The organism is Streptomyces sp. G7(2002) (genome assembly GCF_028870195.1).
GTDB classification, from domain to species: domain Bacteria; phylum Actinomycetota; class Actinomycetes; order Streptomycetales; family Streptomycetaceae; genus Streptomyces; species Streptomyces nigrescens.
This window is the reverse complement of the sequence record NZ_CP102609.1, coordinates 9,316,337-9,338,178: the sequence shown is the minus strand read 5'-3', so window position 1 is coordinate 9,338,178 and position 21,842 is coordinate 9,316,337. Positions and strand designations below refer to the sequence as shown.

At 67.2% G+C, this 21,842-nt stretch carries 22 protein-coding genes and 3 pseudogenes; 11 read left to right on the top strand and 14 right to left on the bottom strand.

What is annotated here, in order from left to right; genetic code table 11:
• The first annotated feature begins 157 nt into the window (after positions 1–157).
• Positions 158–529, top strand: coding sequence for an SRPBCC family protein (locus NUT86_RS40295; protein WP_204165801.1), 372 nt, complete (start codon positions 158–160; stop codon positions 527–529).
• 152 nt (positions 530–681) lie between these two features.
• On the opposite strand, the gene NUT86_RS40290 is transcribed toward NUT86_RS40295, so the two are convergent.
• A complete protein-coding gene (locus NUT86_RS40290; protein WP_109886499.1) occupies positions 682–1,113 on the bottom strand; it encodes a hypothetical protein in 432 nt (143 codons plus the stop codon).
• Between the two features lie 176 nt (positions 1,114–1,289).
• Between NUT86_RS40290 and NUT86_RS40285 the strand changes: the two genes are divergently transcribed.
• Both NUT86_RS40285 and NUT86_RS40280 read left to right on the top strand, forming a co-directional pair.
• Positions 1,290–1,709: a hypothetical protein gene (locus tag NUT86_RS40285; RefSeq protein ID WP_266449258.1), complete on the top strand. Its 420-nt coding sequence runs from the start codon at positions 1,290–1,292 to the stop codon at positions 1,707–1,709.
• Between the two features lie 42 nt (positions 1,710–1,751).
• Positions 1,752–2,519 (top strand): transposase, encoded by a 768-nt coding sequence (locus tag NUT86_RS40280; RefSeq protein ID WP_109886500.1) that lies wholly within the window; start codon positions 1,752–1,754, stop codon positions 2,517–2,519.
• 453 nt (positions 2,520–2,972) lie between these two features.
• On the opposite strand, the gene NUT86_RS40275 is transcribed toward NUT86_RS40280, so the two are convergent.
• The gene (locus NUT86_RS40275; RefSeq protein ID WP_274740327.1) at positions 2,973–3,662 is read right to left on the bottom strand and encodes a TetR/AcrR family transcriptional regulator; all 690 of its coding nucleotides are present in this window, start codon (positions 3,660–3,662) and stop codon (positions 2,973–2,975) included.
• Between the two features lie 76 nt (positions 3,663–3,738).
• Here NUT86_RS40275 and NUT86_RS40270 point away from each other — a divergent pair, with 76 nt between their 5' ends.
• Entirely contained in the window at positions 3,739–4,431 is a 693-nt protein-coding gene (locus NUT86_RS40270) for an NAD(P)-dependent oxidoreductase (protein ID WP_274740325.1), read from the top strand.
• A gap of 218 nt (positions 4,432–4,649) precedes the next feature.
• On the opposite strand, the gene NUT86_RS40260 is transcribed toward NUT86_RS40270, so the two are convergent.
• Positions 4,650–5,066, bottom strand: a complete 417-nt coding sequence (locus NUT86_RS40260; RefSeq protein ID WP_274740799.1) for a hypothetical protein — start codon at positions 5,064–5,066, stop codon at positions 4,650–4,652.
• 376 nt (positions 5,067–5,442) lie between these two features.
• On the opposite strand from NUT86_RS40260, the gene NUT86_RS40805 reads away from it, so the two are divergent.
• Positions 5,443–6,030 (top strand): transposase, encoded by a 588-nt coding sequence (locus NUT86_RS40805; protein ID WP_446750812.1) that lies wholly within the window; start codon positions 5,443–5,445, stop codon positions 6,028–6,030.
• Here NUT86_RS40805 and NUT86_RS40250 read toward each other — a convergent pair.
• Together NUT86_RS40250 and NUT86_RS40245 are read right to left on the bottom strand one after the other, a co-directional pair.
• Positions 5,921–6,721: an inositol monophosphatase family protein gene (locus NUT86_RS40250; RefSeq protein ID WP_274740324.1), complete on the bottom strand. Its 801-nt coding sequence runs from the start codon at positions 6,719–6,721 to the stop codon at positions 5,921–5,923. The genes NUT86_RS40805 and NUT86_RS40250 overlap by 110 nt on opposite strands.
• Positions 6,722–6,988: 267 nt before the next feature.
• Positions 6,989–7,461, bottom strand: a pseudogene (locus NUT86_RS40245) (transporter); the annotation flags it as partial.
• 296 nt (positions 7,462–7,757) lie between these two features.
• On the opposite strand from NUT86_RS40245, the gene NUT86_RS40240 reads away from it, so the two are divergent.
• From NUT86_RS40240 to NUT86_RS40225, 5 genes are all read left to right on the top strand, one after another.
• On the top strand, positions 7,758–8,603 hold the full coding sequence (locus NUT86_RS40240; protein WP_274740322.1) for an enoyl-CoA hydratase/isomerase family protein: 846 nt from the start codon (positions 7,758–7,760) through the stop codon (positions 8,601–8,603).
• Between the two features lie 268 nt (positions 8,604–8,871).
• On the top strand, positions 8,872–9,237 hold the full coding sequence (locus NUT86_RS40550) for a hypothetical protein (RefSeq protein WP_342456279.1): 366 nt from the start codon (positions 8,872–8,874) through the stop codon (positions 9,235–9,237).
• 9 nt (positions 9,238–9,246) lie between these two features.
• Positions 9,247–10,056, top strand: a complete 810-nt coding sequence (locus tag NUT86_RS40235) for a PP2C family protein-serine/threonine phosphatase (RefSeq protein ID WP_342456278.1) — start codon at positions 9,247–9,249, stop codon at positions 10,054–10,056.
• 396 nt (positions 10,057–10,452) lie between these two features.
• Positions 10,453–10,875: a hypothetical protein gene (locus NUT86_RS40230; protein ID WP_274740320.1), complete on the top strand. Its 423-nt coding sequence runs from the start codon at positions 10,453–10,455 to the stop codon at positions 10,873–10,875.
• Between the two features lie 236 nt (positions 10,876–11,111).
• Positions 11,112–11,822, top strand: coding sequence for an amidohydrolase family protein (locus NUT86_RS40225; protein WP_274740319.1), 711 nt, complete (start codon positions 11,112–11,114; stop codon positions 11,820–11,822).
• 22 nt (positions 11,823–11,844) lie between these two features.
• Here NUT86_RS40225 and NUT86_RS40220 read toward each other — a convergent pair.
• The 3 genes and pseudogenes from NUT86_RS40220 to NUT86_RS40215 all read right to left on the bottom strand — a co-directional run.
• A pseudogene (locus tag NUT86_RS40220) lies at positions 11,845–12,165 on the bottom strand (VOC family protein); the annotation flags it as partial.
• Positions 12,057–12,341 carry a hypothetical protein gene (locus tag NUT86_RS40800; RefSeq protein WP_446750852.1) on the bottom strand — a complete coding sequence of 95 codons (285 nt, stop codon included), beginning with the start codon at positions 12,339–12,341 and terminating at the stop codon, positions 12,057–12,059. The gene NUT86_RS40800 and the pseudogene NUT86_RS40220, both read right to left, overlap by 109 nt.
• Before the next feature lie 562 nt (positions 12,342–12,903).
• Positions 12,904–13,834 (bottom strand): annotated as a pseudogene (locus NUT86_RS40215) (IS5 family transposase).
• Positions 13,835–14,088: 254 nt separating this feature from the next.
• Between NUT86_RS40215 and NUT86_RS40210 the strand changes: the two are divergent.
• Positions 14,089–14,586 (top strand): DUF1772 domain-containing protein, encoded by a 498-nt coding sequence (locus NUT86_RS40210; protein WP_018093730.1) that lies wholly within the window; start codon positions 14,089–14,091, stop codon positions 14,584–14,586.
• Between the two features lie 161 nt (positions 14,587–14,747).
• Here NUT86_RS40210 and NUT86_RS40205 read toward each other — a convergent pair whose 3' ends face one another.
• The 6 genes from NUT86_RS40205 to cas3 form a co-directional block, all read right to left on the bottom strand.
• Positions 14,748–15,050, bottom strand: coding sequence for a hypothetical protein (locus NUT86_RS40205; protein WP_274740316.1), 303 nt, complete (start codon positions 15,048–15,050; stop codon positions 14,748–14,750).
• A 911-nt stretch (positions 15,051–15,961) separates the two neighbouring features.
• Positions 15,962–17,269, bottom strand: coding sequence for a preprotein translocase subunit SecY (gene secY, locus NUT86_RS40200; protein WP_093648296.1), 1,308 nt, complete (start codon positions 17,267–17,269; stop codon positions 15,962–15,964).
• Positions 17,270–17,999: 730 nt separating this feature from the next.
• Positions 18,000–18,503 (bottom strand): SigE family RNA polymerase sigma factor, encoded by a 504-nt coding sequence (locus NUT86_RS40195; RefSeq protein WP_018093718.1) that lies wholly within the window; start codon positions 18,501–18,503, stop codon positions 18,000–18,002.
• Between the two features lie 310 nt (positions 18,504–18,813).
• Positions 18,814–19,005, bottom strand: coding sequence for a hypothetical protein (locus NUT86_RS40190; protein ID WP_229838731.1), 192 nt, complete (start codon positions 19,003–19,005; stop codon positions 18,814–18,816).
• 23 nt (positions 19,006–19,028) lie between these two features.
• Positions 19,029–19,499, bottom strand: coding sequence for a CRISPR-associated protein Cas4 (locus NUT86_RS40185; protein ID WP_274740313.1), 471 nt, complete (start codon positions 19,497–19,499; stop codon positions 19,029–19,031).
• The gene (cas3, locus tag NUT86_RS40180; protein ID WP_274740311.1) at positions 19,496–21,829 is read right to left on the bottom strand and encodes a CRISPR-associated helicase Cas3'; all 2,334 of its coding nucleotides are present in this window, start codon (positions 21,827–21,829) and stop codon (positions 19,496–19,498) included. The genes NUT86_RS40185 and cas3 overlap by 4 nt, the downstream gene beginning before the upstream one ends.
• Between the last annotated feature and the right edge of the window lie 13 nt (positions 21,830–21,842).

The following is a 21,842-nucleotide window of genomic DNA, read 5'->3' as shown; positions in this document are numbered from 1 at the left end:
CCACCCACCTGAGACGTGCACGACGGGGTTCGATCAGGTCCTTCCAGTAGGCAGGCGCGCGGGTCGGACCACCGGTGCAAGGGGGACACGTAGATGGGGGCTGGCCGGAGTACGTCGGAACCGTGCCGTTGACGCAACGGCCCGCAGGCCAGACGTTGTGACGCTGTATCGGGAAGTAAACCGCTCGCGGGTCGTGATGCAGATGGGCCAGCGGAAGATCGAGTGCACCGAGACCATCACACGCCGGGAACCGGCAGACCTGCGCGAGATCCCGAAAACGAGCGTCGTTCACTTCGACCGCGAGATCGTCGGCGAGGGCATGTGGAGCGCCGTGCGCGACCGGCTGACCGAAGCCAGCCCGGAAACGACGCTCTGGGAGAGCGAGAACGAATACCGGTTCAGCGGCTTTCTGATGAAGCTGGTGGGACTTCTGATGCCCAGCGCCTTCCGCAAGCAATCGCAACAGCACATGCAGGACTTCAAGGCGTTCGACGAGCAGGGAAAGGACGTCCGCGAGGCGACGGACTGATCTGCCGTAACTGGTCAGGCGTCTGACGGCGTGGCGTGTTGATCTTGCCTTCGTTCGGGCTGTGGCCACCCGCTACGAAAAGCTCGCGGTCCACTTTGAGGCCACTGTCCTCGTAGCGGCCATCAACGAGTGGCTGTGATCAGCACGCAACTCTAGAGCTCGAAGTCCTGGGCCAGTTCCTCCCAGTGAATGCTGCGAAGCGCGAAATCAGCGTCCTCGCCTGACGGGACAACCGGGACGGGCTGGAACCAGGCCACGGTGAGCACGGAATGGTGCAGCACGGGGTCGAGCTCGGGAGCGACAGCTGTCGAGTGGAAGACGCCGATGCAAGCCACGGAAGGCAGCACTTCAACAGGGCCGAAGGGGCCGGCCGTCTTGTCTGGGTGCTCACGGAAGGGCGGAACGAGGTGGACCGGCGCGAAGGAAAACTCGCGTTCGGCCTCCCGCTGGAGGCCATTGGCCTTCATGTCGTTGATGGACTTGCACGGGTAGCCCTCCAGAATCCCTCCATAGGTCGAAGACATCCGCAGCTCGGTGAGCTCAATCGAACGACCAGACGAGAGGACTATGTGGCTCAGCGACATACCGACACCCTATGCGCATGATCCACTTCTGATACACGACCTAGCAGATACCCGAGCTCAGCTACTAAGGACTGTCCCGTAAGTGATCTTCGAACCGGTGGGATCAGAGCCTCAGGACGCGGGTGGCCAAGCCTGATCTGATGGCAGGATGATCGACCCGACGATCCTGAGGGGCCATGTCCGTGCATACGCCTGCCGACTACCTCGAACTGGCGCGTGCCGAGAACGACAGCGCCGTTCTGCATCGACTCGCGCGTTGTCCGTACCCCTTCGTCTGGCAGGCGCTGGCCGCCAATCCCTCCACGGCGCCTGGCACTCTGCTGGAGCTGAGCACGGCCCAAGACAGCACCTGGAACGACAACAGGCTTCTTTGCCTGCTGGCGGAGCATCCGAGTGCGGACCACACGGTGCTGCGAGCCGTCCGTGACGCCGTGGCGGCAAAGCTTGCCGAGGGCGAACGCCCCTACGCTGCGGTGCTCGCGCTGGCGGGACAGACGGAACTTGCGGCGGCAGAAGTGCGACCGCTCGGGGCGCTTCGTGGAGCTTCTGCTCGGCTGCGCAGCCATCTTGATCGGCGCCTTGGGCTCCGTAGTTGACCCGCGCACGCCGCAGTCAGGTCACGATGGAACGATCTTGATGTGACTGCAGTGATCACGGCGTCGGAGCCGTCCTGGATAGGCCCCTTCACCGGGCTGAGCCCGCGCTGCTTCGGCAAGTTGGTGACCGCCGTGCGGCGCAAGATGGCTGCAAAGTTGAAGCGTGGGCGACCCTGGGGGCTCCCGCTCGAGGACCGCACTCTGCTGATAGCGGCCTACTGGCGGACAAATTTGACTATGCGCCGGATTGCTCCACTGTTCGGCATCTCGAAATCCGCTGCGGACCGGATCATCGACCATCTCGGACCGCTGCTTGCCATGCAGCCGCGTGAGCGGTTCCGCAAGGGCACTGTGCTGATCGTGAACGGCACCCTGGTGCCCACTCGCGACCACACGGTGGCCGAGCAGTCCAAGAACTATCGCTACTCCACAGCCCATCAGGTGGTCACCGACGCTGACAGTCACCTGGTCGTCGTGGTCGGCCGGCCCTTGCCGGGCAATCGGCACGACTCCCGTGGCTGGGAGGAGTCCGGAGCCAAGGCCACCGTCGGCAACACCATGACCATCGCCGACGGCGGCTACCAAGGGACCGGACTGGTCATTCCACACCGTCGACGCAAGGGCGAAGAACTCCCGGCCTGGAAAGAGGAACACAACCGGTCGCACAAGCAGTTCAGGGCCCGCGTCGAGCACGCCCTCGCCCGCATGAAGGGCTGGAAGATCCTGCGTGACTGTCGCCTCAAGGGCGACGGCGTCCATCACGCCATGCTTGGCATCGCCCGCCTGCACAACCTGGCCCTCGTCGGATAGGCGAACGGAAGGCACCACAGCAGACCTTGCCTCTCCCGGCTCCGAGATCGTTACGGGACGAGCCTTAACCGACGATTCATAGGTGTGCGCTCGTGAAACACGCCGAAGGTCGCCGGTCACGCTGCGGGTTTCATGGGCCCGGCCCGGCCCGAGCTGGATAGGGCCGTCAAGCTCGCCGGCGAACTGCGCGCCTGCAGTGTGCTCGTCGCCCTCGTCGTCCACGAGCACAAACGGCCTCGTCCGGTCCCTGTTGGGCGGCTGACCGCAGGACCGCCGCAGCGTGAGGGGCAGGTACGCGGCTGGAGCTTGATCAGATGCACCGGCTCGCCGTCGAGCAGCGGCTCGTCGACTAGGGCGTCGGTGATCTCACTGCCCTGCGCACAGCCCACGACTACCGACACGCTCCGCACACCATCAGGCGAACGGCCCGACATCACCAATCAAGGCCAGTAGCTACAGGGGTTGTCGAGCCGGAGGCATTGAGGGGGCAAGGCCGGACGGTGCCTCCACCGGAGTCCGTGAGCCACGACGGCTTGCTCTGGTGGTTGCCACGGTGCGCCGCCTCGGAGCTAGTGCCGCGCGCAGCGCCGGTGTGAGCACGCGGCGGGTCTCGGACGGGAGGAGGGCGGCGGGGGTGGGCAGGGGGTTGAGGTAGCGGGTGTAGATGAGGCCGCCGAGGATCGTCACCACAGCCGTGGCGCGGGCGGTCGCGTCCCGGCCGCCGAGAAATTCAACAAGCCGGGTCAGCAGCTCGCGTTCCAAGTATTCGCGGATCACCTCGGCGGCCTCCTCGCCGCGGGCGGTCAGCTGTCGGAAGTCCGCGTCCTCCCACAGGTCCGTCACCGCGTCGATCAGGCGGTCGGGGAGGGTGGCCGGGTCTCCGCTCAGGACGGCGTCCACCGTCAGCGCATTGGCGCACTGGACCTGCATCACGTCCGCGAACAGACCCTTCTTCGAGCCGAAGTGGTACGCGATCAGCGCCGGGTCGACCCCCGCGGCCCCGGCCACCGCACGCAGGGTGGTGCGCCGGTAGCCGTGCTCCAGGAACAGCGCACGGGCCGCGGAGACGATCGACTCGCGGGTCGGTGGGTTGCCGCGGGGACGGCCTCTGGGCCGGATGGGTGCGGGGGCAGCGTTATTCATCAGTGATGAGACTGCGTTTCGTGATCGGCACAGTCAAGGGCATTCCGGGAACCACACGAAGGGATGCCCCGACACCATGCGTATCGCCATCTTCGGCGCCAACGGACCGACCGGCCGCCGGCTCACCGACCAGGCCCTCGCAGCCGGCCACGAGGTCGTCGCCGTGACCCGCCGATCCGGCTCCATCCCCGCACGGCCCGGCCTGACCGTCGCCGTCGCCGACGCCACCGCCCCGGCGGCCGTCGACGCCGCGATCGACGGCACCGACGCCGTCCTGTCCGCGCTGGGCGCCCGCTTCAGCAAGCAGACCATCACCACCTACTCGGCGAGCGCCACGGCGATCACCGGGGCCATGGCCCGCCACGGCATCAAGCGACTGCTCGCCGTCAGCTCCAGCATCGCTGACCCGAACTGGCGCCCCACCGGCGCCCACTTCTTCAATCATGTACTCGACCCGCTGGTGAACCGACGCCTCGGCCGTACCCTCCACGAGGACATGCGCCGCATGGAGGAAGTGATCCGTCAGACAGACCTCGACTGGACCCTCGTCCGGCCCTCGGGCCTCTTCGAGCACCCCGTCGTCACGGCCTACCACACCGCCGAGAACAGCGCCGACGGCGTCTTCACCGCCCGTGCCGACCTCGCCGCCGGCATGCTGCACGAGATGGAGGAGCGGCGATATGTCCGTACGGCCATGGGCATCATCACCACGGCCGTGCAGCCGAACATCGCCAAGCTGATCTGGAACGAGGGCGTGAAGAAGAAGTGAGCCGGGCGCGCGCCGAACCCACGGCCGACGCACGGGCATTCCCCCGCCCCCACACAGCCACACTCACCACCCTCCGCCCCGACGGCACCCCGCACGTCACCCCCGTCCGCTTCAGCTTCGACCCGGCCTCGGGCCTGGCCCGGGTGACACCCGGGCCCGGGCCGCGCTCGGCCAGGCGGACGGCATCCGCTGGATCACCCTCAAGGGGCAGGCCGTGGTCAGCGCCGCCCCCGCATGCCGAGGACGACCGCACGGTCGCGCGGTTCGTCGGCCGCCCGGTGGCGCTCATCCGGGCCGGTCTGGGCTTCGACCTCAAAGGGCCACCGCTCACCGACAGCAGTTGGGAACACGTCCTGTTCCCGCCCGAGGAGGACTACCCCACCTATGACTGGCCGATCCGCCTCGGCGACGCGGACCGCCTCTCGGACGGTCTGATCGGGTACTACGCAACGGCAGGGGAGCCGGGTGACGAGATCAGCTATGACCGTCTGCACGCGGTCGACCCGCTCGACGACAGCGGCTACACCATCCCGATCGGGAAGGACGAAGGACTGGCCATGCCCGCCAGGACCACCTGCCAAGAGCCGCTGACCCACCACCTCCTCCTGCTCGCCGACCCGCACGTCCCCGTGCACGCCACGACGGGGATCCTGACGATCGCCTCCCTCGCCCTGCCGGCCGACCTGATTCACCAGTCCCTGCTCCGGATCCGGGCGTCGTTCCGGCTGAACCCGCTGCTGGCACCGGTACGACAGGCGGCAGCCCAGGAGAAGGACGAACCGATCCCGCCCGGCCTCGTCATGCCGCAGCCCGCCTCCTGGCACGGGACGTCATCTTCGCTGCCGAGCCGTTCCGCCCCGGCGGCGAAGATGACGTCCCGGAGTGGTCGGAGACCGCCATCGCCCCGGCCGACACCCGCTTCCACCCCGACGACCCCGCCCCTGAGGCCCGCGCCGGATACCTCCAGCTCGACCCGACCCGGCCCGAGTAGGCAAAGGAGACACCAGCGCCATGCCCCAACTCATCCGATCCGCTTCCTCATTGCTCGAGTACGCCATCGAGACCTATCCGCCGCAGCTCAACGCCAGCACACCGAGCGACCCCGTCACCGCGACGCTGATGGTCACGGTCCGCCGCAAGGCACCGTCGAGGAACGTACGATGCGACAAGCTCTCACTCAGGCTCCGTACCGGTGCGCTACTTCCACGACTGCTACTCGGTCGGCGACCACACCCTCTGGGGCGTCAACCGCCGCAAGAAGGGAGCCGCGAACACCCTGGCCGCCCTGACGACGCCTCGATCTACGTCATCCTGGACAACCTGTCCGCCCACAAGGGCGCCGACATCCGTCGCTGGGCGAAGAAGAACAAGGTCAACCTGTGCTTCACCCCGACCTATGCGTCCTGGGCCAGAAGGGCATCCGCTGGGGCTGCAAGCCTCTCCAAGTCACAGCCTGACCCAGCCCGGCGAAGCCCACACGGTCACGACACTAGCTTCGGCTGCGCATCATCGACATCAGCAGCCCGTGGGTTTCGTCGTCGGCGGCGACCACAAGCCCACAACCTGCCGCACCAATCGGGGCACCGTCGATCCCGGTGACAACGCAGCCAGCAGCCCGGCACAAAGCAATGCCGGCCGCGAAATGCACACTCCTGGAGAAGTCGCCACCATCAGTGACATACGCGGCGCGCTTGCCGGCAGCAACCCAGGCCAGCGCCAGCGTCGTGGATACGACGCGCGGCCGGAAACGTTCGACGAACTCAGGGTGGGCCAGCAGATCCACGGCTCGGAATCCGGGTGCGCTCGGGAACGGCGGATCCAGGTTGACGTCCACCAGCCGGGTAGCGGGTGTGGGCGTCAGCAGTGCGTCGTCGGCCCCGTCATGACGCACCCAGGCGCTCTCCCCGTCGGTGAAGAAAACCTCGCCGCTGAACGGGTCGGCCACGGCCGCAGCCCCATCGCGCAGCGCCACGTTCACGGCTACCAGCATGTTGCCGACGGCGTAGTTCAGCGTGCCGCACAGGGGATCCACCAACCACTGGCGCACAGCCTCGGCGGCGCCCTGCTGCCCGCCTTCCTCGCCGAGTACCGCGTCATCGGGCCGTACGGCACGGATGACGCCGAGGATCGCCTTCTCGGCCTCCACATCGGCGGCGGTGGCAAAGTCCCCGGCACCCTTGTCGATACGGTTGAGCCGCTGGCCGTACATGTTGCGGACCACATCCGCGCCAGCCCGCGCCCCGGCTATCGCGACTGCAGCATCGTCGGAGCTCGCGTATGAGTTGATCACACCGTGCAGACTATCGAGGCGAAGCTACCGCCCCGGCGAACCTTCCCGGTCAGAGCACTAGCGCAGGTGGCGTCCTTGGCGTGCGGCATCCATTCGACGGCGTCCTAGTCACCCTTGCTCGAGCAGTGAATCCCCAGTTGGCGAAACCGGGGACCCTGCGCACCATTGGTAATCCACCGCCACTCCCTGACCGCCACGCCGAAAGGCAGCACCACAACCGACCCACAGCGCAACATGCTCCGCCCAGTCGGCCCAGAGGAGAAGCTCCTACGCCGCGGCGTAGCTGAGGCGGAACAGGTCTTGGGCACGTTCCAGGTCTCGGTTCGTGCGCAGCTGCAGCTCCAGGTCGCCCGTGCCGTGGTGGCCGAGCCCTGTCACGTCCCGGGTGAAGCCGGGAATGAGGCCGACCTCCTTTGGGTCGGCCTTGAGGTAAACGAGGACCTTGGCCTGCTGTGGCGGGCAGACGCACGCGAAGTTCCGCAGCCGCTGGTAGGCACGGAACTGCTTGCGCTGCACCCGGGTGATGCCATCCCCAAGGCCGAGCAATGCCTCGTCGACCGCCGCAGCAGGTCCGTCAGCGCGCCGTCCCGCCTGCGCGTGCTCGTAACGCCGCCCGCGCGACGGCGTGCCGCCGCGGGGGCAGTCTTCTGTCCGGTGTACGAAGCCACGGTCTCAAGGCCGATGTGGTCGTCGCCGAAGAGGCGATAGCGGACCAGGTCGATGCTTCGCCGCCTGCCTCGCGGTCGCGGCCTACGGGATCGACCTGATCGTTCCCGGCTGACACCACCCCTGCTGCCTCCATCGCCTGGTGCGCGAGGTGCCCCGCGCACCAGGCCCGGGAAAGGCTGCGTGGGCGTTCGTGGGTGATCGAGGAGAGACTGGAAGGGGTGTCGGCGCCGGGTCGTGTCGAGCCACTCCCTGACCGTGCACAGAGCTGGAAGGAGATCGCCGTGCGGTCGTGCTGTGGCTGGAGGGGCACCAGCTCTGACAGCCGGGATTGGCACCGGGCCGTGTTGAGCGCGGCGAGGAGGAGAACATGACCGCCCCATACGAGACCATCAGCGTCAGCACCCGGTTGGACGGCAACGTCCTGTTCGCCACCTTCAACGCCCCGCCGATCAACCTCATCGGTCCCGAGGTCGTGCGGGACCTGGTCGGGCTGCTGGAGGAGGTTTCCCGGCCGGCGAGTGCACGGGTGGTGGTCTTCGACAGCGCGGATCTCGACTTCTTCTTTCCGCACGTCGACCTGACAAAAGTGTCCGAATACACCGCTGAAGCCGCGAAAGCCGGGGGTCCGGGCGACGCCTCCCTGGGGATGCTGTTCCGCAAGCTCAGCGAGATCCCGGCCGTGACTGTCGCCAAGCTGCGCGGCCGTGCACGAGGGGCGGGCAGCGAGTTCGCCCTCGCCTGCGACATGCGCTTCGCCTCCCGGGAGAACGCTGTCCTGGGCCAGCCCGAAGTCGGCATCGGCACCCCGCCCGGCGCGGGAGCGATCCAGCACCTCACCCGTCTGATGGGCCGGGGCCGAGCGCTCGAAGCCGTACTGACGTCGGCCGACTTCGATGCCGAACTCGCCGAACGCTACGGATGGATCAACCGCGCGGTGCCCGACGCCGAGCTGGACGAGTTCGTCGCCGGCATTGCCGCGCGCATCGGGGACTTCCCCCGCGATGCGCTGATCGTGGCCAAAGCAGCCATCAACGCCATCAGCCTGCCAACTCCGGCCGACGTACGCGCGGATGCTGCCATGTTCCAGCAGCTCGTACGGGGTGAGGCCACGCAGCAACGCACGACGGAGCTGTTCGAGCGGGGCTTCCAGACCCGTGGCCGCACCGAACTCAACCTCGGTGACGCACTGGGCGACTTGAAGGCCGTCGACTGATACCAATGACCAACCATGCATCCGACCAGTGGCCTGCAGGTACTTCGACCCAGAGCTATGACGTTGATCGGCCGCGTCGACCGTGGCCGGGATCGCGTCCGACCCTGCCAAGCTGGCCCTCCTCGTCACCGGCCTCATCTCCGCCACCTTGCGGGTGTCAGCAGGGGTAGGCGCGTCCGGCTTCTCCGCCTCGTCGGGCTCGGCACGTCTGTATGTGAGGGCCGGGATACGGCCTGCGGCCTGTCCGTGGGCAGTGCAGAGTGGGGGTATGGGCTTCCGGCGCCGCGTTGCGGATCTGTGGCAGCCGTGGCAGACGGGTCACGCGCTCTTGGCGATACCGCTCGGGCTGATCGTTGTGATCACGGTCGTGGACGTTCTGATCCCTGGTGACATCCATCTGGGGCCGCTCCTAATCGTCGCCCCCGCCATCACTCCCTGGTTCGCCGGCCCCTGGCTGACCGGACTGGTCGGCGCGCTCGCCGTGGTGGCCCAGGCGCTCATCGGGGTCCTACGCGACCCGAACGAGCTGTTCTCGACCAACCACCAGGTACAGATAGCCTCCCTCGCGTTGCTCTCCCTCGTCATCGTGGTCTTCAGCCGCCAGCGCGAGCGCCGCAGACGCCAGCTGGAATAAGTACGGTCGGTGTCCGAAGCCACACAACGGGTGGTCCTGCCGCCGCTGCCCCATCGCATGGGTCCGCTGCGGATCGCCTCGGCCTACCGAGCAGCCGATGACGAGTCGCTGATCGGCGGGGACCTGTACGCGGCGACCCGGACGGGCAACGGCGCACGTCTGCTCATCGGTGACGTCCGCGGCAAAGGAATGACCGCCATCAGCGACGCCTCGGTGATCATGGGGTCCTTCCGCGACGCCGCCCACCGGGCCGCCACCCTCGCGGACCTGGCTGCCGCTCTCGAGGAGAGCATCTGCCGGCACCTGGCCGAGCACGCCCCGCACCCCGAGGCGGACGAGCTGTACGAGCAGTTCGTCACCGTCCTGATGCTCGACATCCCCGACGAAGATCCTCTGGCTCAGATGATCAATTGCGGGCACCCGCCGCCCCTGTTGCTGCGCAATCATCACGTCACCGCCCTCTACCCCCGCCGCGCAGAGCCCCCGCTGGGCATGTGCGATCTGCCCAGAACCGGCCTGACCGTTGACCCGTTCACCTTCGAGGGCGATGACACGCTCCTGCTCTACACCGACGGGATCATCGAGGCCCGCTCCTCCGATGGTTCGTTCTACCCGCTCGCCGAGCGCGTCGCCCAATGGACCGACAGCGGCCCCGAAGCACTGCTGCATCACATCCGCGCCGACCTCATAGCCCACATCGGAGGGCAGCTCAACGATGACGCGGCCGCAGTTGCGATCCAACGCTCCCCCAGGCTCGCCACCGGCCACCAGCTCAAGAAGATGGTCCACCTCACCGGCTCACCCGACCAGGCCGACTGACCAGCTGGCGGGTCTCGGCGACCCGTGAGCGACCGAGCGGCGACCGAAACCTGCGGTAGGTCCTGGGGCCCTGCCATGAAGACATGGCCCCGAACCGCCCCGACCTGGTCGGGCAACTGCCCGACGACAACGAGATCTACCGCGACGGCGAGACGGTGGTAGGCGCGGTCCCGGTGTTCGTCTCGCTGGTCTGCTCGGCATTACGCTCCGGTAGAGCCCGACGCGGTTATCGGCATCCTCGTGTAGTCGCGACTGCCCCTCCGTGTCGTTGTTCATCTGCCGCGGGGCGGATGCCTTCTGAGACGCCCCGGTGGCCTGAATAGGGTCGCACTAAACCCGTTCGAACTGGGAGGCAACGTGGTGCAGTTAGTGCGAAGGCAGGAGTTGCAGGTAGGTGTGGAGTACCACAGCTTCGCGCTGCAGGAGTCGGATGATGCATTGCTCTCCGTGCCCTACCCGGACGGCAGCGAGTTCGGGAAGTATCTGAACGTTTTTCCGGGCCGTCTCGACTTCTACAGTGCCGGGCATACGCACACCGCTGCGGTCACGGTGGAGGTGTGGGATGAGCCCCCTGCTGCGTGGTCGGAGGCGGACTGGGAGGAGCAGGAGGAGGCGGTGCTCGAGACGGCTGGAGGCCAGCTGGCTGTGTGGGGCATGGAACGCGCGGACGACATCGTGCTTCTGGGAGATGCCGGGGGGCTTTGGCGGGTGCGAGTGGGGTCGGCCGGGCGAGCTGCGGTGGAGCGGATGACCGAGGATGTCGGCGTCGTCCACGGGGTGGAGCGGTGGCTTGTGCAGGTCTGGCCTGACCAGGCGTGAGGTGGTGCGGGGCGCACGACGGCGGGGCGTTCGGTGGATGGCTCACCCCAGGGGCGCACCGCCTGGCTCACCGAGCCCTACCTCACCCCGCCCGACGGTCAGGACGAGGACTACCGCGGCTATGCGACCCTGCCGGATAAGGACGTCCTGGCCCAGGTCCGGGCGGGTTTCGCCAACAACTGGCACGTCATCGCGCACGTGACGGCGACGCCGCCATCGACCAACTCCTCCAGTGCGTGCGCGCGGCCACCAAGGAAGCCGGACAGGACCGGCGTACGACGGCCATCCACTGCCAGACCGCCCGCGAGGACCAGGTCGAGGCGTTTCGGGAACTCGGCATCATCCCGTCGTTCTTCTCCATGCACACCTACTACTGGGGTGACTGGTACCGCAAGACCGTGCTCGGCCCCGAACGCGCTGTCAACATCTCGCCGGCCCGGTGGGCGGTGGACCGCGGCATGGCCTACACCTCACACCACGACGCCCCCGTCGCCCTGCCCAACTCGATCGACATCCTGTCCAGCCAGGTCACCCGCGTCACCCGCACCTCAGGAAGCGTCCTGGGCCCGGACCAGTGCGTGTCGATCCTGGACGCGGTGAAGTCCGTCACCATCAACGCCGCCCGCCAGTACTTCGAAGAGGACACCAAGGGCAGCATCGAGGTGGGCAAGCTCGCCGACTTCGTGATCCTCAGCCACAACCCGCTCACGATCCCCGAGCAAAAGATCAAGGACATCACCGTCGTGGAGACCAACAAGAAGGGCAGGATCGTCTACCCGCCACCCAAAGCCCGCCCCCGTCCTACAAAAGGAAATGTCCGTAGCAATTGCCCACCACTGCTGACGCCCTGGGAAGGTCACCTAGTTGAGGGGCTGACCAGCAGTCCAGATCGACTGAGCCGACGTGCGGCATCCGCGCGCAATCCGGATTCCACCGACGTGGAGTGAAGCGCTTTTTCTGGCCAGAACGTCAGCGCAGTTGCTCGGTCAGTCCGACGATGATGCCCTCCGGGCCGCGGACGTAGCAGAGCAGATGGCTGTCCTCGAACCGGGCGATCTCACCGACGAGTTCGGCGCCGTGAGGGCTCAGGCGGGCAACGGTGTCCTCGATGTCGTCGACGGCGAACATGACACGGTGCGTGCCCAGAATGTTGTGCGGCCGGTTGCGCGGCCCAGCGCTGATCACCGCGGGGCTGCGGTACTTAGCCAGCTCGAGCCGGCTGTGACCGTCCAGGGTCCGGACCATCGCGATGTCACAGCGGACGCCGTCGAGTCCGGTGCACCGGTGCGCTGCAGTCCGAGATCGAGCGCGCCGTAAGCCACCACCGGCTCCAGCAATCCGAGAAAAAGGTAGTGTCGTAGCAGTACGGTCCTGCGGGGACGTACGCGCAGCATGGTGATCCACAGCGCGGCCGCAGCAGTGCCGACCTCGATGAAGAGGGTAGTGAATGGGCCGATCCCGTCCACGGCGTATTTCGCTACGGCGGTAGCCACACCCCAGCTTCCCGCAGCGGCAATCAAGGCCCGTAAGGCCGCAAGCGATGCAATTCAACTCCATGAACGACTCTCGCGGTGAAGTCGGAGGGATCCGTTCGCGCTTTCTCCCTGGATGCCGAAGAAAGGAAACGGATCGGCCACACACCGGTGGCCGGGCGATCATGATCCTGAAGGTCAACGCGCGGAACTGTCAAGGGTGTTGGTGTTTCCTCCGTTCCTCCGCAAGGCGCTCCCCTTTGGGCACCCGAGGCCGCATCTGTCACGATTTACGAATGCCCGGACGGTAAAGGACCGACAAAGCTGGTCCGGCATGCTACCGAATCCGTACGGTCGCTCTGCCAAGGTGATTCTGATGTCACGCTTGTTCTGTTGTCGCCGCAACAGCGTTGAACTTCGAAATCAGTTGAGAGTAAGGCATGCGCAGCCGGTGACTCCGCTGTCGTCGCGAGGCAACAGAGCGGACAACGCGATGGTCCGAGTAGTAGGCGGGGAGGGGAACGTGGGAGCTGACGACTAGGCGTTGTCCGGCCGATCACGTCCGGAGCCAGATGGTGAGGGCGGCAACGGTAGCGGTGCCGAGGTAGACATAGCAGCGCTTGTCGTAGCGAGTGGCCACGGCCCGTTCTGCTTCAGCCGGTTGATGGCTCGTTCAACGGTGTTGCGTTTTTTGTACCGCTCTTCTTCGAAGCCGGGTGGCCGTCCGCCGCGTGAACCTTTGCGCAGGCGGGCGGCCTGGCTGTTGGTCTTCTCAGGGATGGCGTGTCGGATGCCCCGGCGCCTCAGATAGTCGCGGCAGGGTCCGTTGCTGTAGGCCTTGTCCGCCGCAACGCTGTCAGGCTTCTCGCGGGGCCTGCCCGGCCGGAGTCGTGGAACGCGGATCCTCTCCAACACCGGCGTGAACTGGGTACAGTCCGCTCGCTGACCTGGCGTAACCACCAGGGACAGCGGGCGGCAGCGGCCGTCCGCGCTCAGATGGAGCTTGGTGGTGAACCCGCCGCGCGAGCGACCCAGGCCCTCACTTCCCGCACCACCTCCGCCAGGCGGGCGTGCAGGGCCGACCACGGCGCCTCGTTCTGGTGTTCTGGCGTTTCGGCTCCTTTTGAGGCGGGCGCCGGCGGCGGATCGGTACGAGCGCCCGCCGCGTGCTGATGTGCGCGCACGATGGTGGAGTCAACCGAGATGTCCCAGTCGATTTCGCCCGCCGCATCCTCTGCCGCCTGGACCTGCTGAAGTAGACGCTCCCAGGTCCTGTCGGCCGACCACAGCCGATGGCGTTCATAGACCGTCTTCCATGGCCCAAACCGTTCCGGCAGGTCCCACCACTGCACGCCGGTCCCAACCCGGTGCAGAATTCCGTCGATCACCTGTCGATGGTCCCGCCACCGGCCGCAACGCCTGTCACTGACCGGCAGAAACGGCCGCAGCCGGTCCCCCTCGGTATCACTCAGATCACCCCGCCACACGTCCACATCAACGACCTCGCCACGGAGCAGTCACCTGAACGACTGTTCAAGTCCCAAGTACCGCAGGTACCGAGGGCCATAACAGACGGTTCTGGATGCCAGAAGATCAAGATCTTGGACTTATGGCGGATACCCCGCAACCCTTGCATTCATGGAGATGCCGCCGAACCCCGCGCTGGTGGCAGCCCCGGCACCCTGCCACCTACCAGAGCCGACCACACGCCCCAAGAGCCAACGTACTGGAGCCGACGAACATGCGCATCAAAATCGTCCACGGACTCGCCCTGCTCTCCACCGGCCTCCTCGCCGGCGCGTTTGGCTACGGCGCGGCCAATCTCGTCCCCACCTTCAATGCCGTACCGCTCGGCATGCGACTGTCGTTCCATGCCGAACTGATGAAGATGAACGGCATCACCATGCAGGCAGCGATGGGCACGGCGTTCCTCAGTTCCCTGACCCTCGCCGTCCTGACAGGCGGCCGCGCCCGTCTGATCGCGGGTGCGGCAAGTCTGCTGACCCTCGCTTCCTTCCTGATAACCCGGTTCGGCAACGTGCCGATCAACGGACAGATCAAGCGATGGGCGGTTACCTCAGCCCCGGCCGAGCACGCAGAGATCCTGGGGCGCTGGGAGTTGTTCAACAACATGCGCATGCTCACCGCCCTCGCAGCCTTTGGCCTGCTGATCGTCCTCGCCGTCCGCGGGCTACGTCCGGTCACCCGCCCCGAACATGATCGGGCGGACAAGTCCTAGTACTCCCGCGAGTGACCACCATCCCTGTTCGGCGACGACCGACGCTACGGCGCTATCAACAGATCATGATCAAGACGACTGTCCGCGCCTTCGCGGCCTGTGGGAGCGGGGCGAGAACGATGGCGCCCTGATTGACCTTCGGATCAGACGGTCAGCCAGGGCTACGCGTCGCTGCACAGGGTTGCGGTCTTCGTCTCGGTCCAGGAGTCTGGCCCAACAATGAGCTCGTAGCGTTGCGGGGGTCCTGGCGTCGGCAGCTGGTTGAGGTCGGTCGGGTCCCTCCGCCAACTGATTCCGACACGATCAACGAAGAACAGCGCGGCAGGCTTGCCGCCGCGGGTCCACAGTGTGGTATCGCTGGTGGCCCCGACGAAGCCGCCCTTCTTGGGCATGAAGACGGTTTCACTGCACGGCGCCAGGCTCCCCAGATAGATGGCGACCCTGCCCGTGTTGTAGGTGCGCACGAGGTACACCGAAGTTACGACGTCCGGGGACCTGTTAGCGATGTGTGGTCGGAGGCCGTCCTTGGTCGGCGCGAGCCAAAACGTAATGCGGCTGGCCTGGCTGCTCCTTATTTGAGCGGCCTCTTCCTTGGACTGTTCGAGCTGGTCCTTCGCAGTCTGCTGACTCCAGTACGTGGTTACGGCCTGGGCCCAGAGACCTCCGATCGCCGCGATTGCTGCGATCGCCGTACCAACCACCGTGATGATGTGCGACCACCGGGCGCTTCTTAGGCGCTGCCAGATCCTCGAAGCCCGTGTTGCCTCAGGCTCGGGTTGCGAATCGGGTTCCGGCTGCGGCTGTGGACTGGGTTCCGGCTCCGGCTGTGGCCCGGGTTCCGGCTCCGGCTGTGGCCCGGGTTCCGGCCCGGGCATCTCGTCGCGCATTCGCGCACGGACGCGGCCCGGGGCCGGCCTCCGTCGCACGAGCCGTAGCCGGACCTGACGCTGTGGTTCGTTGGTCACACGCCCTCCTTGTCTCATCGGAGGCTGGGACGCTCACACGGCTCGCCTGGCTCCCTGAGCTCACTTGCCGATCCTCCTGCTGTACGCCGACGCCGTCCCGCTCGTCCGCCCGGACAGCTGCGACGCCGTATGTAGGAGCCGCGACAGAGCATCGAAACCGGCAGCGGCGCCCGAGCAGCGCTGCGTTGATGCGGGCCGAGGTCGGTCTGCCTCCCGCGCACACCACTGTCGGCTGGATGTGGATTGCTCCGGCCACAGCAGCGGGCTGGGTGTGCGGACTGCCGACGGGCAGGCGGATGCGCACCTTCTTCAGGGCGGGGATGAACCTCTGGGATCGCGCGAGGTTCTTGGCGAGGTACGCGGCCCGGGTACCCTTGCCGGCCCCCAGGGTCCGACGAGGACGATTCGCATCAGCGGAGGAACCCTTCGTAGTTGCGCTGCTGAAGCTGGCTCTCGATCTGCTTCACGGTCTCCAGGCCCACACTCACGATGATGAGGATGCTTGTCCCGCCGAAGGGGAAGTTCTGGTTCGCGTTGAAAAGCACCAACTCCATTGTTGGTACGAGCGCGATCAGCCCCAGGTACAGCGAGCCCGGCCACGTGATCCGGTTGAGCACGTAGCTGAGGTACTCGGCCGTCGGACGACCGGCCCGGATGCCCGGGACGAAGCCACCGTGCTTCTTCATGTTGTCGGCGACTTCTTCGGGGTTGAAGCTGATGGCCACGTAGAAGAAGGCGAAGAACACGATCAACAAGACGTACGCGGCGAGGTAAACGGGGTGGTCTCCCTTGGTGAAGGTGGTGGCGAGCCAAGTCGCCCATGCCGCCTTCGACCCGCTGAACTGTGCGATGAGCGCCGGGATGGAGAGCAGCGAGGACGCGAAGATGACGGGAATCACGCCTGCCTGGTTCACCTTGAGCGGGATGTAGGTGGACGTACCGCCGTAGGACCGGCGCCCGATCATGCGCTTCGCGTACTGCACCGGAATGCGCCGCTGGGCCTGCTCGACGAAGATCACCAGGGCGACCATCGCCAGGCCCACCAGGATCACGGCGAAGAACTCGATCCAGCCGCCGGCGAGCTCGCCCTCGAGCTTGACCTGCCACAGCGCGCCCGGGAAGCGGGCGGCGATCGAAATGAACATCAGGATCGACATGCCGTTGCCGATACCTCGGCCGGTGACCAGCTCACCGAGCCACATGGTCAGGCAGGTACCGGCGGTCATCGTGATCACCATCGTGATGGCGATGAAGACCGAGCCGCTGGGCACTATCTGGCGCGTGCAGCCCGGGAAGAGCGTACCGCCGCGGGCGGCGGCCACCAGACCGGTGCCCTCCAGGGCGGCGAGCGCCACGGTCAGATAGCGGGTGTACTGGGTGATCTTCGCCTGGCCGGTCTGGCCCTCCTTCTTGAGGGCCTCCAGCCGCGGGATCACCACGGTCAGCAGCTGGAGAATGATGCTCGCCGTGATGTACGGCATGATCCCCAGCGCGAAGATCGTGACCTGCAGCAGCGCACCACCGCTGAACATGTTCACCAGGCCGAACAACCCGCTGTCGGCGTGGGGCCGCTCCATGCAGAACTCGACGTTCGCGTACTTCACCCCTGGGACCGGGATGTGCACTCCGATCCGGTAGAGCACGATGATGCCCAATGTGAACAGCAGCTTCTTGCGCAGATCGGGCGTCTTGAACGCGCGGGCGAACGCGGTGAGCACGGTACCTCCTGCGCCTCCCGCCACTGTTAAGGCCGGGAGGCGACGGTCTTGAGGATCGACGAATACATAGCGGATGTACGGCGCGGAGCTCGTCCGCTCGGCGGGAGCCGAGGCAGGGGCGTGTGGCCGACTTGGTTGCCCAGGGCGCGGTACGCGCGCAAACGAAGTCGCCGTCTCCCTCTCACCGAGGTCTACGGAAACTGGGCTTCTGTACACACCCATCGGGACCGCTTGAACGCGGCCAGGGCGCTACCTGGCGGTCGAGGTTTGTGTCGGCGTCGGAACCGGACCGGTAGTTGAGGTGCAGGTCGGCATCGGAACTGGCTTGAGGGGTGATGTACGGCTGGGCATCGAAGGCGCGGCGGTCGAGAGGTGATAGGGCATCGGCACCGGCCGGGCGGTTGACGTGCAGGTCGGCATCGGCGCCGTGGCAGTGGGCACGGGGCGGGGCCTCGACGGCGTCGGGCCCGACTCCGCAGGAGTGCCGCGGCGGTGCTGAGGGCCGGTGGGGCCGTCGTGAGCGAAGGAGCTCGGCAGGACCATCAGTCCGACTCCGAGTCCGGCAACGGTCAGCACGGAACCGGTGGCCGTCCAGGCCGCTCGAGCCCTCCGGCGTGCGCGAACGCCGGCGTGCAGTCGGTCTCGGTGCCGGTCCTCATAGAGCGTTTCCTCGTGGCTGTCGCGCATCATCCGCGCCAGCTCCTGTTCGAAGTGATCCATAGCTCCCTCTTCACTCCACCGGCTCTGCCTCAGCCAGAAGCTGACGCAGCCGTGCAACGCCGCGGGTCGTCAGTGAACGGGCGGTACCCACCGGACAGCCCAGCACCTCCGCGACATCCCGCTCGGGCAGGTCCTGGTAGTAGCGCAGCACCACCGCAGCCCGCTGCCGCGTCGGCAGCAACGCCAACACGGCCTCCAACCGGGTCTGCTCGTCCACGGCAGCGGTCTCATCTGCCACCTCGGGCGGGTCGGGCAGCTGGTCCACAGGGTGCTCGCCCCACCAGCGACGCCGTGCCGAGCGAGCCGCAGCACGGGCCAGAACCCTGCGGACATACGCCTCGGGCGCCTGATCGGCCACCTTCGGCCAGGCAAACCACAGTTTGACAAGCGCTTCCTGCAGCAGATCCTCGGCCCGGTGCCGGTCTCCGCCGGTGAACAGCCGCGCCAGGTGAAGCAACGCCGACCACCGAGCCGCCACGAACCGGTCGAACTCATCGGCCCGCAACTGCCCCATCAGCGTCACTCCCTCACCTCAACACGCCCCTACACCCTCAATAAAGACACTGGCCCCTGCCCCGCTATGCACCCCCGACAAGTGACATGGCTCACGCATGCCATCCCGGCCGTGTCCACGGCTCGACGTGTCCGGGGCGGCGGCAGCCGGTCGGACGGGATGTTAGCGGGCGGTGGGCGGCGGTCAGGGCCGCGTACGGGTTGCCGGGCGGGCCCACGACCCAGCGTTTGTCGCGGAGTTGGGCGAGCAGTTGCGGGTGTCCGGGGCGGACCGGAGGTACTCGGCTACGGGCGTGGCCTCTGCTGACGCCTCATCGCGCCCCCTTCCAGGTCACCTTGGCGTTCGGGCAGCTGGCGGCAACCTGCTTCAGCTTGGTCTTCTCGGCCCCGTCCGCGGTCAGGCTCCAGCGCAGTTTCGCGGCCACCCAATCCGTAACGTAGGTGCAGGCCGCAAATTCGGAGGGCGGCATCGACTCGGCCGGATCCTTGTAACACACCTTCACCAACCCTCATGCGATCCGCGAGGTCACCTCGAAGCAGCGACTCGGTCGCGGCGACGACGCTGTGGGCTTGGGTTTCGGCGTCTTCGGCTGCCATGCGGGCGTCGTCGTCCCAGGGGACGATCGGTGGTGCGGCGGATCAGTGGGTAGTGGACGGTGCCGCCTCGTACGGTGATGCCCCGGCGCTCCAGTAGCAGGCAGTAGTGGCGGACCTGGGCTGCGTGTGCGGGTGAGGGGGCGCGTGAGGATTTCGTCTCGTGGACAACGGCACCGGTGGTGACCCAGTCGATCTTCGCTTCGCCCAGGTCGATGTCGCGTCGGCGGGTGAAGGTGGTGTCGGCTACCACTTCGCCGAAGGCCACCCGGTCACTGCGGTGCTCGGGCCGGTAGCCGCGTGCGTACAGCCAGAGCTGTCTCGGGCAGTGGACGAGGTACTTGATGTGGACGCCGCCGACCGCGGCGCCGTCGTCGGCCGAGAAGTCGTCGAGGCTGCTCACAGGATGGTCTCCCGCTCGGCCCGCGGTCGCAGGCCGAGTGTGCTGTCGTACTCGCCGTCGATCAGGCGCATCTGCAGGTTCCGGTCGAATTCGGTTTGGTACATGGTGAGCTGGCGGTATCGGAGGGGGATGAGGAGGCGGGCCGCGAGCAGGGAGTCGCCGTTCTTTCCGCGAGTCAGCTTGCGGTATTCGTCGGTGTCGTCGCGGTGCAGGACTTCCACGCTGTCGAACTTCTCGCTCAGTTCCCTCGCGAATTCGCTGCGGTCGTGGAAGGGGTCGGTGAAGGTGAGGAAGTGCGTGGTGAACTCGTCACGGTGGCGGCGGGCTTCTTCCTCCCACCTTTTGCCCCACTCTGTCGCGTAGGCGTGGTCGAGTAGTTGGTCGATGTCCTGCTCGCTGAGGTCAGTGGCGCCTTGGTCGGTAAGGGTGGTGAGGGCCGACCAGGCGGCGTCCACCGCCCCGGCCTCGTACGGCAGGTGTCCCTCGGTGCGGTGGACGCGGAACCCGACGGGCCCGTCGGGGTGGAGTCCGCGCCGGTTGACGCGGCCGGCGCGCTGTGCGACGGCCTCGATGGGGGCGCTCTCGACGGCGCCGCGGTCGAAGTCGAGTTGGAGCGAGACCTCCACCGCCTGGGTGGCGACGACGAGACCGCCGCGCCGTGGGTTCTCGCCGGGCCGCCGCTCGGGGTGACGCTTGAGGAGTACCTTCTCGATGGCGTCCCGGTCGCCGTTCTTGAAGCGCGAGTGGAGGAGCAGGGCCGCATACGGGTCGCCGGGCAGCACCGCGCGGGCGTCGTCGGCGAGTTGCTCGAACAGGCTCTGGGCACCGGCCACCGTGTTGACCACGACGAGCACGCTGTGCCCCTCGCGCAGCCAGGACCTCAGCCGCTCGATGCTCGCCGCCGCGGTGACGGGGGTCTCGTCGAGGACCAGTCGGTGCCGTACGGGGCTGGTGCCGTGGGGCGCTCGATGCACGGTGACCGGATGTTCGACGCTCTCTTGGATGAGGCGGGTCATCACACCGGCGAGGGTCGCGGAAAGTACGGCGAACCGGCTACCGAGCTGTTCCCACAGGCGCATTGCCGCCAACAGCCGGCCGAAGGTCTCGGGCTCGTAGGCATGCAGCTCGTCCAGGATGAACAGTGAGTTGGCCTGTTCGAGCAGGACGGAGGAGTACGACGGTCCGGCGATGGCGCCGCTCAGGAGCTGGTGGGGCGTGGCCACCCGCAGCCGCTGGGTGAACAGGCGCATCGCGCCGGCCTGCGCTCGGGCCTTGCGGGCCTGGGAGGCCGTCGGCTCGGCGTGCGAGGTGCCGGCGGCGCAGTCGTCGTCGAGTGCTTCGGTGAGCAGGGTCTGGGCGACCGTGCCGTGCAGCAGACCGATGTCGGCTTTCTTCTCGCCGGGGGCGGGGACGAGGTCGTCGGCGAGGCGGCGTCGGATCGCGTTCAGCGAGGCGCGGTAGGGCAGGGTCCACACCACCCGCGGCAGACCGGGCATGGTGCGCAGCTGCCCGGCGGCCCAGGCGAGCCCGGCTTCGGTCTTACCGCTGCCGGTCGGTGCCGCGAGCACCAGATGGCCGCCGGTGCCTGCTGCCTGCTTTTGATGTGGGTAGGGCTCATACGGCAGTCGGGCGAGGTAGCCGGGCAGCAGCGGCATGTGCGCCTGGAGGCTCTCGTGCGCCGAACCGGAGTGGTCGGCGAGGGTGAGCGCGCCCTGCGCAAGGACGGCGAGCAGCCCCTGGTGCGGCTTGGCAGGGTGCCTCCAGATGTCCAGGAGCACTTCCAGCAGGTCCCGGTGCAGGAACCGCGGGACCTGGACCACTGCCTGGTCCGGTGTGGCCCCGGCGGTGGTGCCGAACGCCTCCTCCCATGCGGTCTTCTGGTTGTACTGCAGGGCCAGGGCCGGCTTGCCGCCGCCGGTGGAGGCGGCGTGCAGGGGGCGATGGTGGGTGGCCACCAGAGTCGCCACCATCACCCGGTCCTCGTCACTCCAGGCGCCCGCTCCCGCGAGCAGGTCCACGTACGCGAGGGACAGCACTTCGTGCCGTTCGCCCCACGGAGTGCCGCCCGGCTCGACCTGACGCTGAAATCCCTCGGCAATCTTGCCCGCGTCGTGGAGGAGGGCCGCCCTGCGGACGCGGGACCAGAACGCGGGCTCGGTGGCCAGGATTCCCGCGTTTTGGATGCGGTCCTCGATCTGGGCGACCGCGGCATGAATGGTGCGGGAGTGTGTGGTCAACCGCTCCCGGTCCTCGGCCGGCGTGGATTTCGCCCGGATGTCGTCCAGAGAACCTCGCCGTGGGACCGGACCGGTCACGGAGCCAGCAGCCACAGCGCCCTCCCCC

Excerpts from the sequence above, each read along its gene's own strand:
- NUT86_RS40240 (WP_274740322.1), top strand. The coding sequence starts at position 7,758 with ATGACCGCCCCATACGAGACCATCAGCGTCAGCACCCGGTTGGACGGC.
- NUT86_RS40285 (WP_266449258.1), top strand. The coding sequence starts at position 1,290 with ATGTCCGTGCATACGCCTGCCGACTACCTCGAACTGGCGCGTGCCGAG.
- NUT86_RS40550 (WP_342456279.1), top strand. The coding sequence starts at position 8,872 with ATGGGCTTCCGGCGCCGCGTTGCGGATCTGTGGCAGCCGTGGCAGACG.
- NUT86_RS40270 (WP_274740325.1), top strand. The coding sequence starts at position 3,739 with ATGCGTATCGCCATCTTCGGCGCCAACGGACCGACCGGCCGCCGGCTC.
- NUT86_RS40275 (WP_274740327.1), bottom strand. The coding sequence starts at position 3,662 with ATGAATAACGCTGCCCCCGCACCCATCCGGCCCAGAGGCCGTCCCCGC.
- NUT86_RS40210 (WP_018093730.1), top strand. The coding sequence starts at position 14,089 with ATGCGCATCAAAATCGTCCACGGACTCGCCCTGCTCTCCACCGGCCTC.
- NUT86_RS40805 (WP_446750812.1), top strand. The coding sequence starts at position 5,443 with ATGCCCCAACTCATCCGATCCGCTTCCTCATTGCTCGAGTACGCCATC.
- NUT86_RS40290 (WP_109886499.1), bottom strand. The coding sequence starts at position 1,113 with ATGTCGCTGAGCCACATAGTCCTCTCGTCTGGTCGTTCGATTGAGCTC.
- NUT86_RS40195 (WP_018093718.1), bottom strand. The coding sequence starts at position 18,503 with ATGGGGCAGTTGCGGGCCGATGAGTTCGACCGGTTCGTGGCGGCTCGG.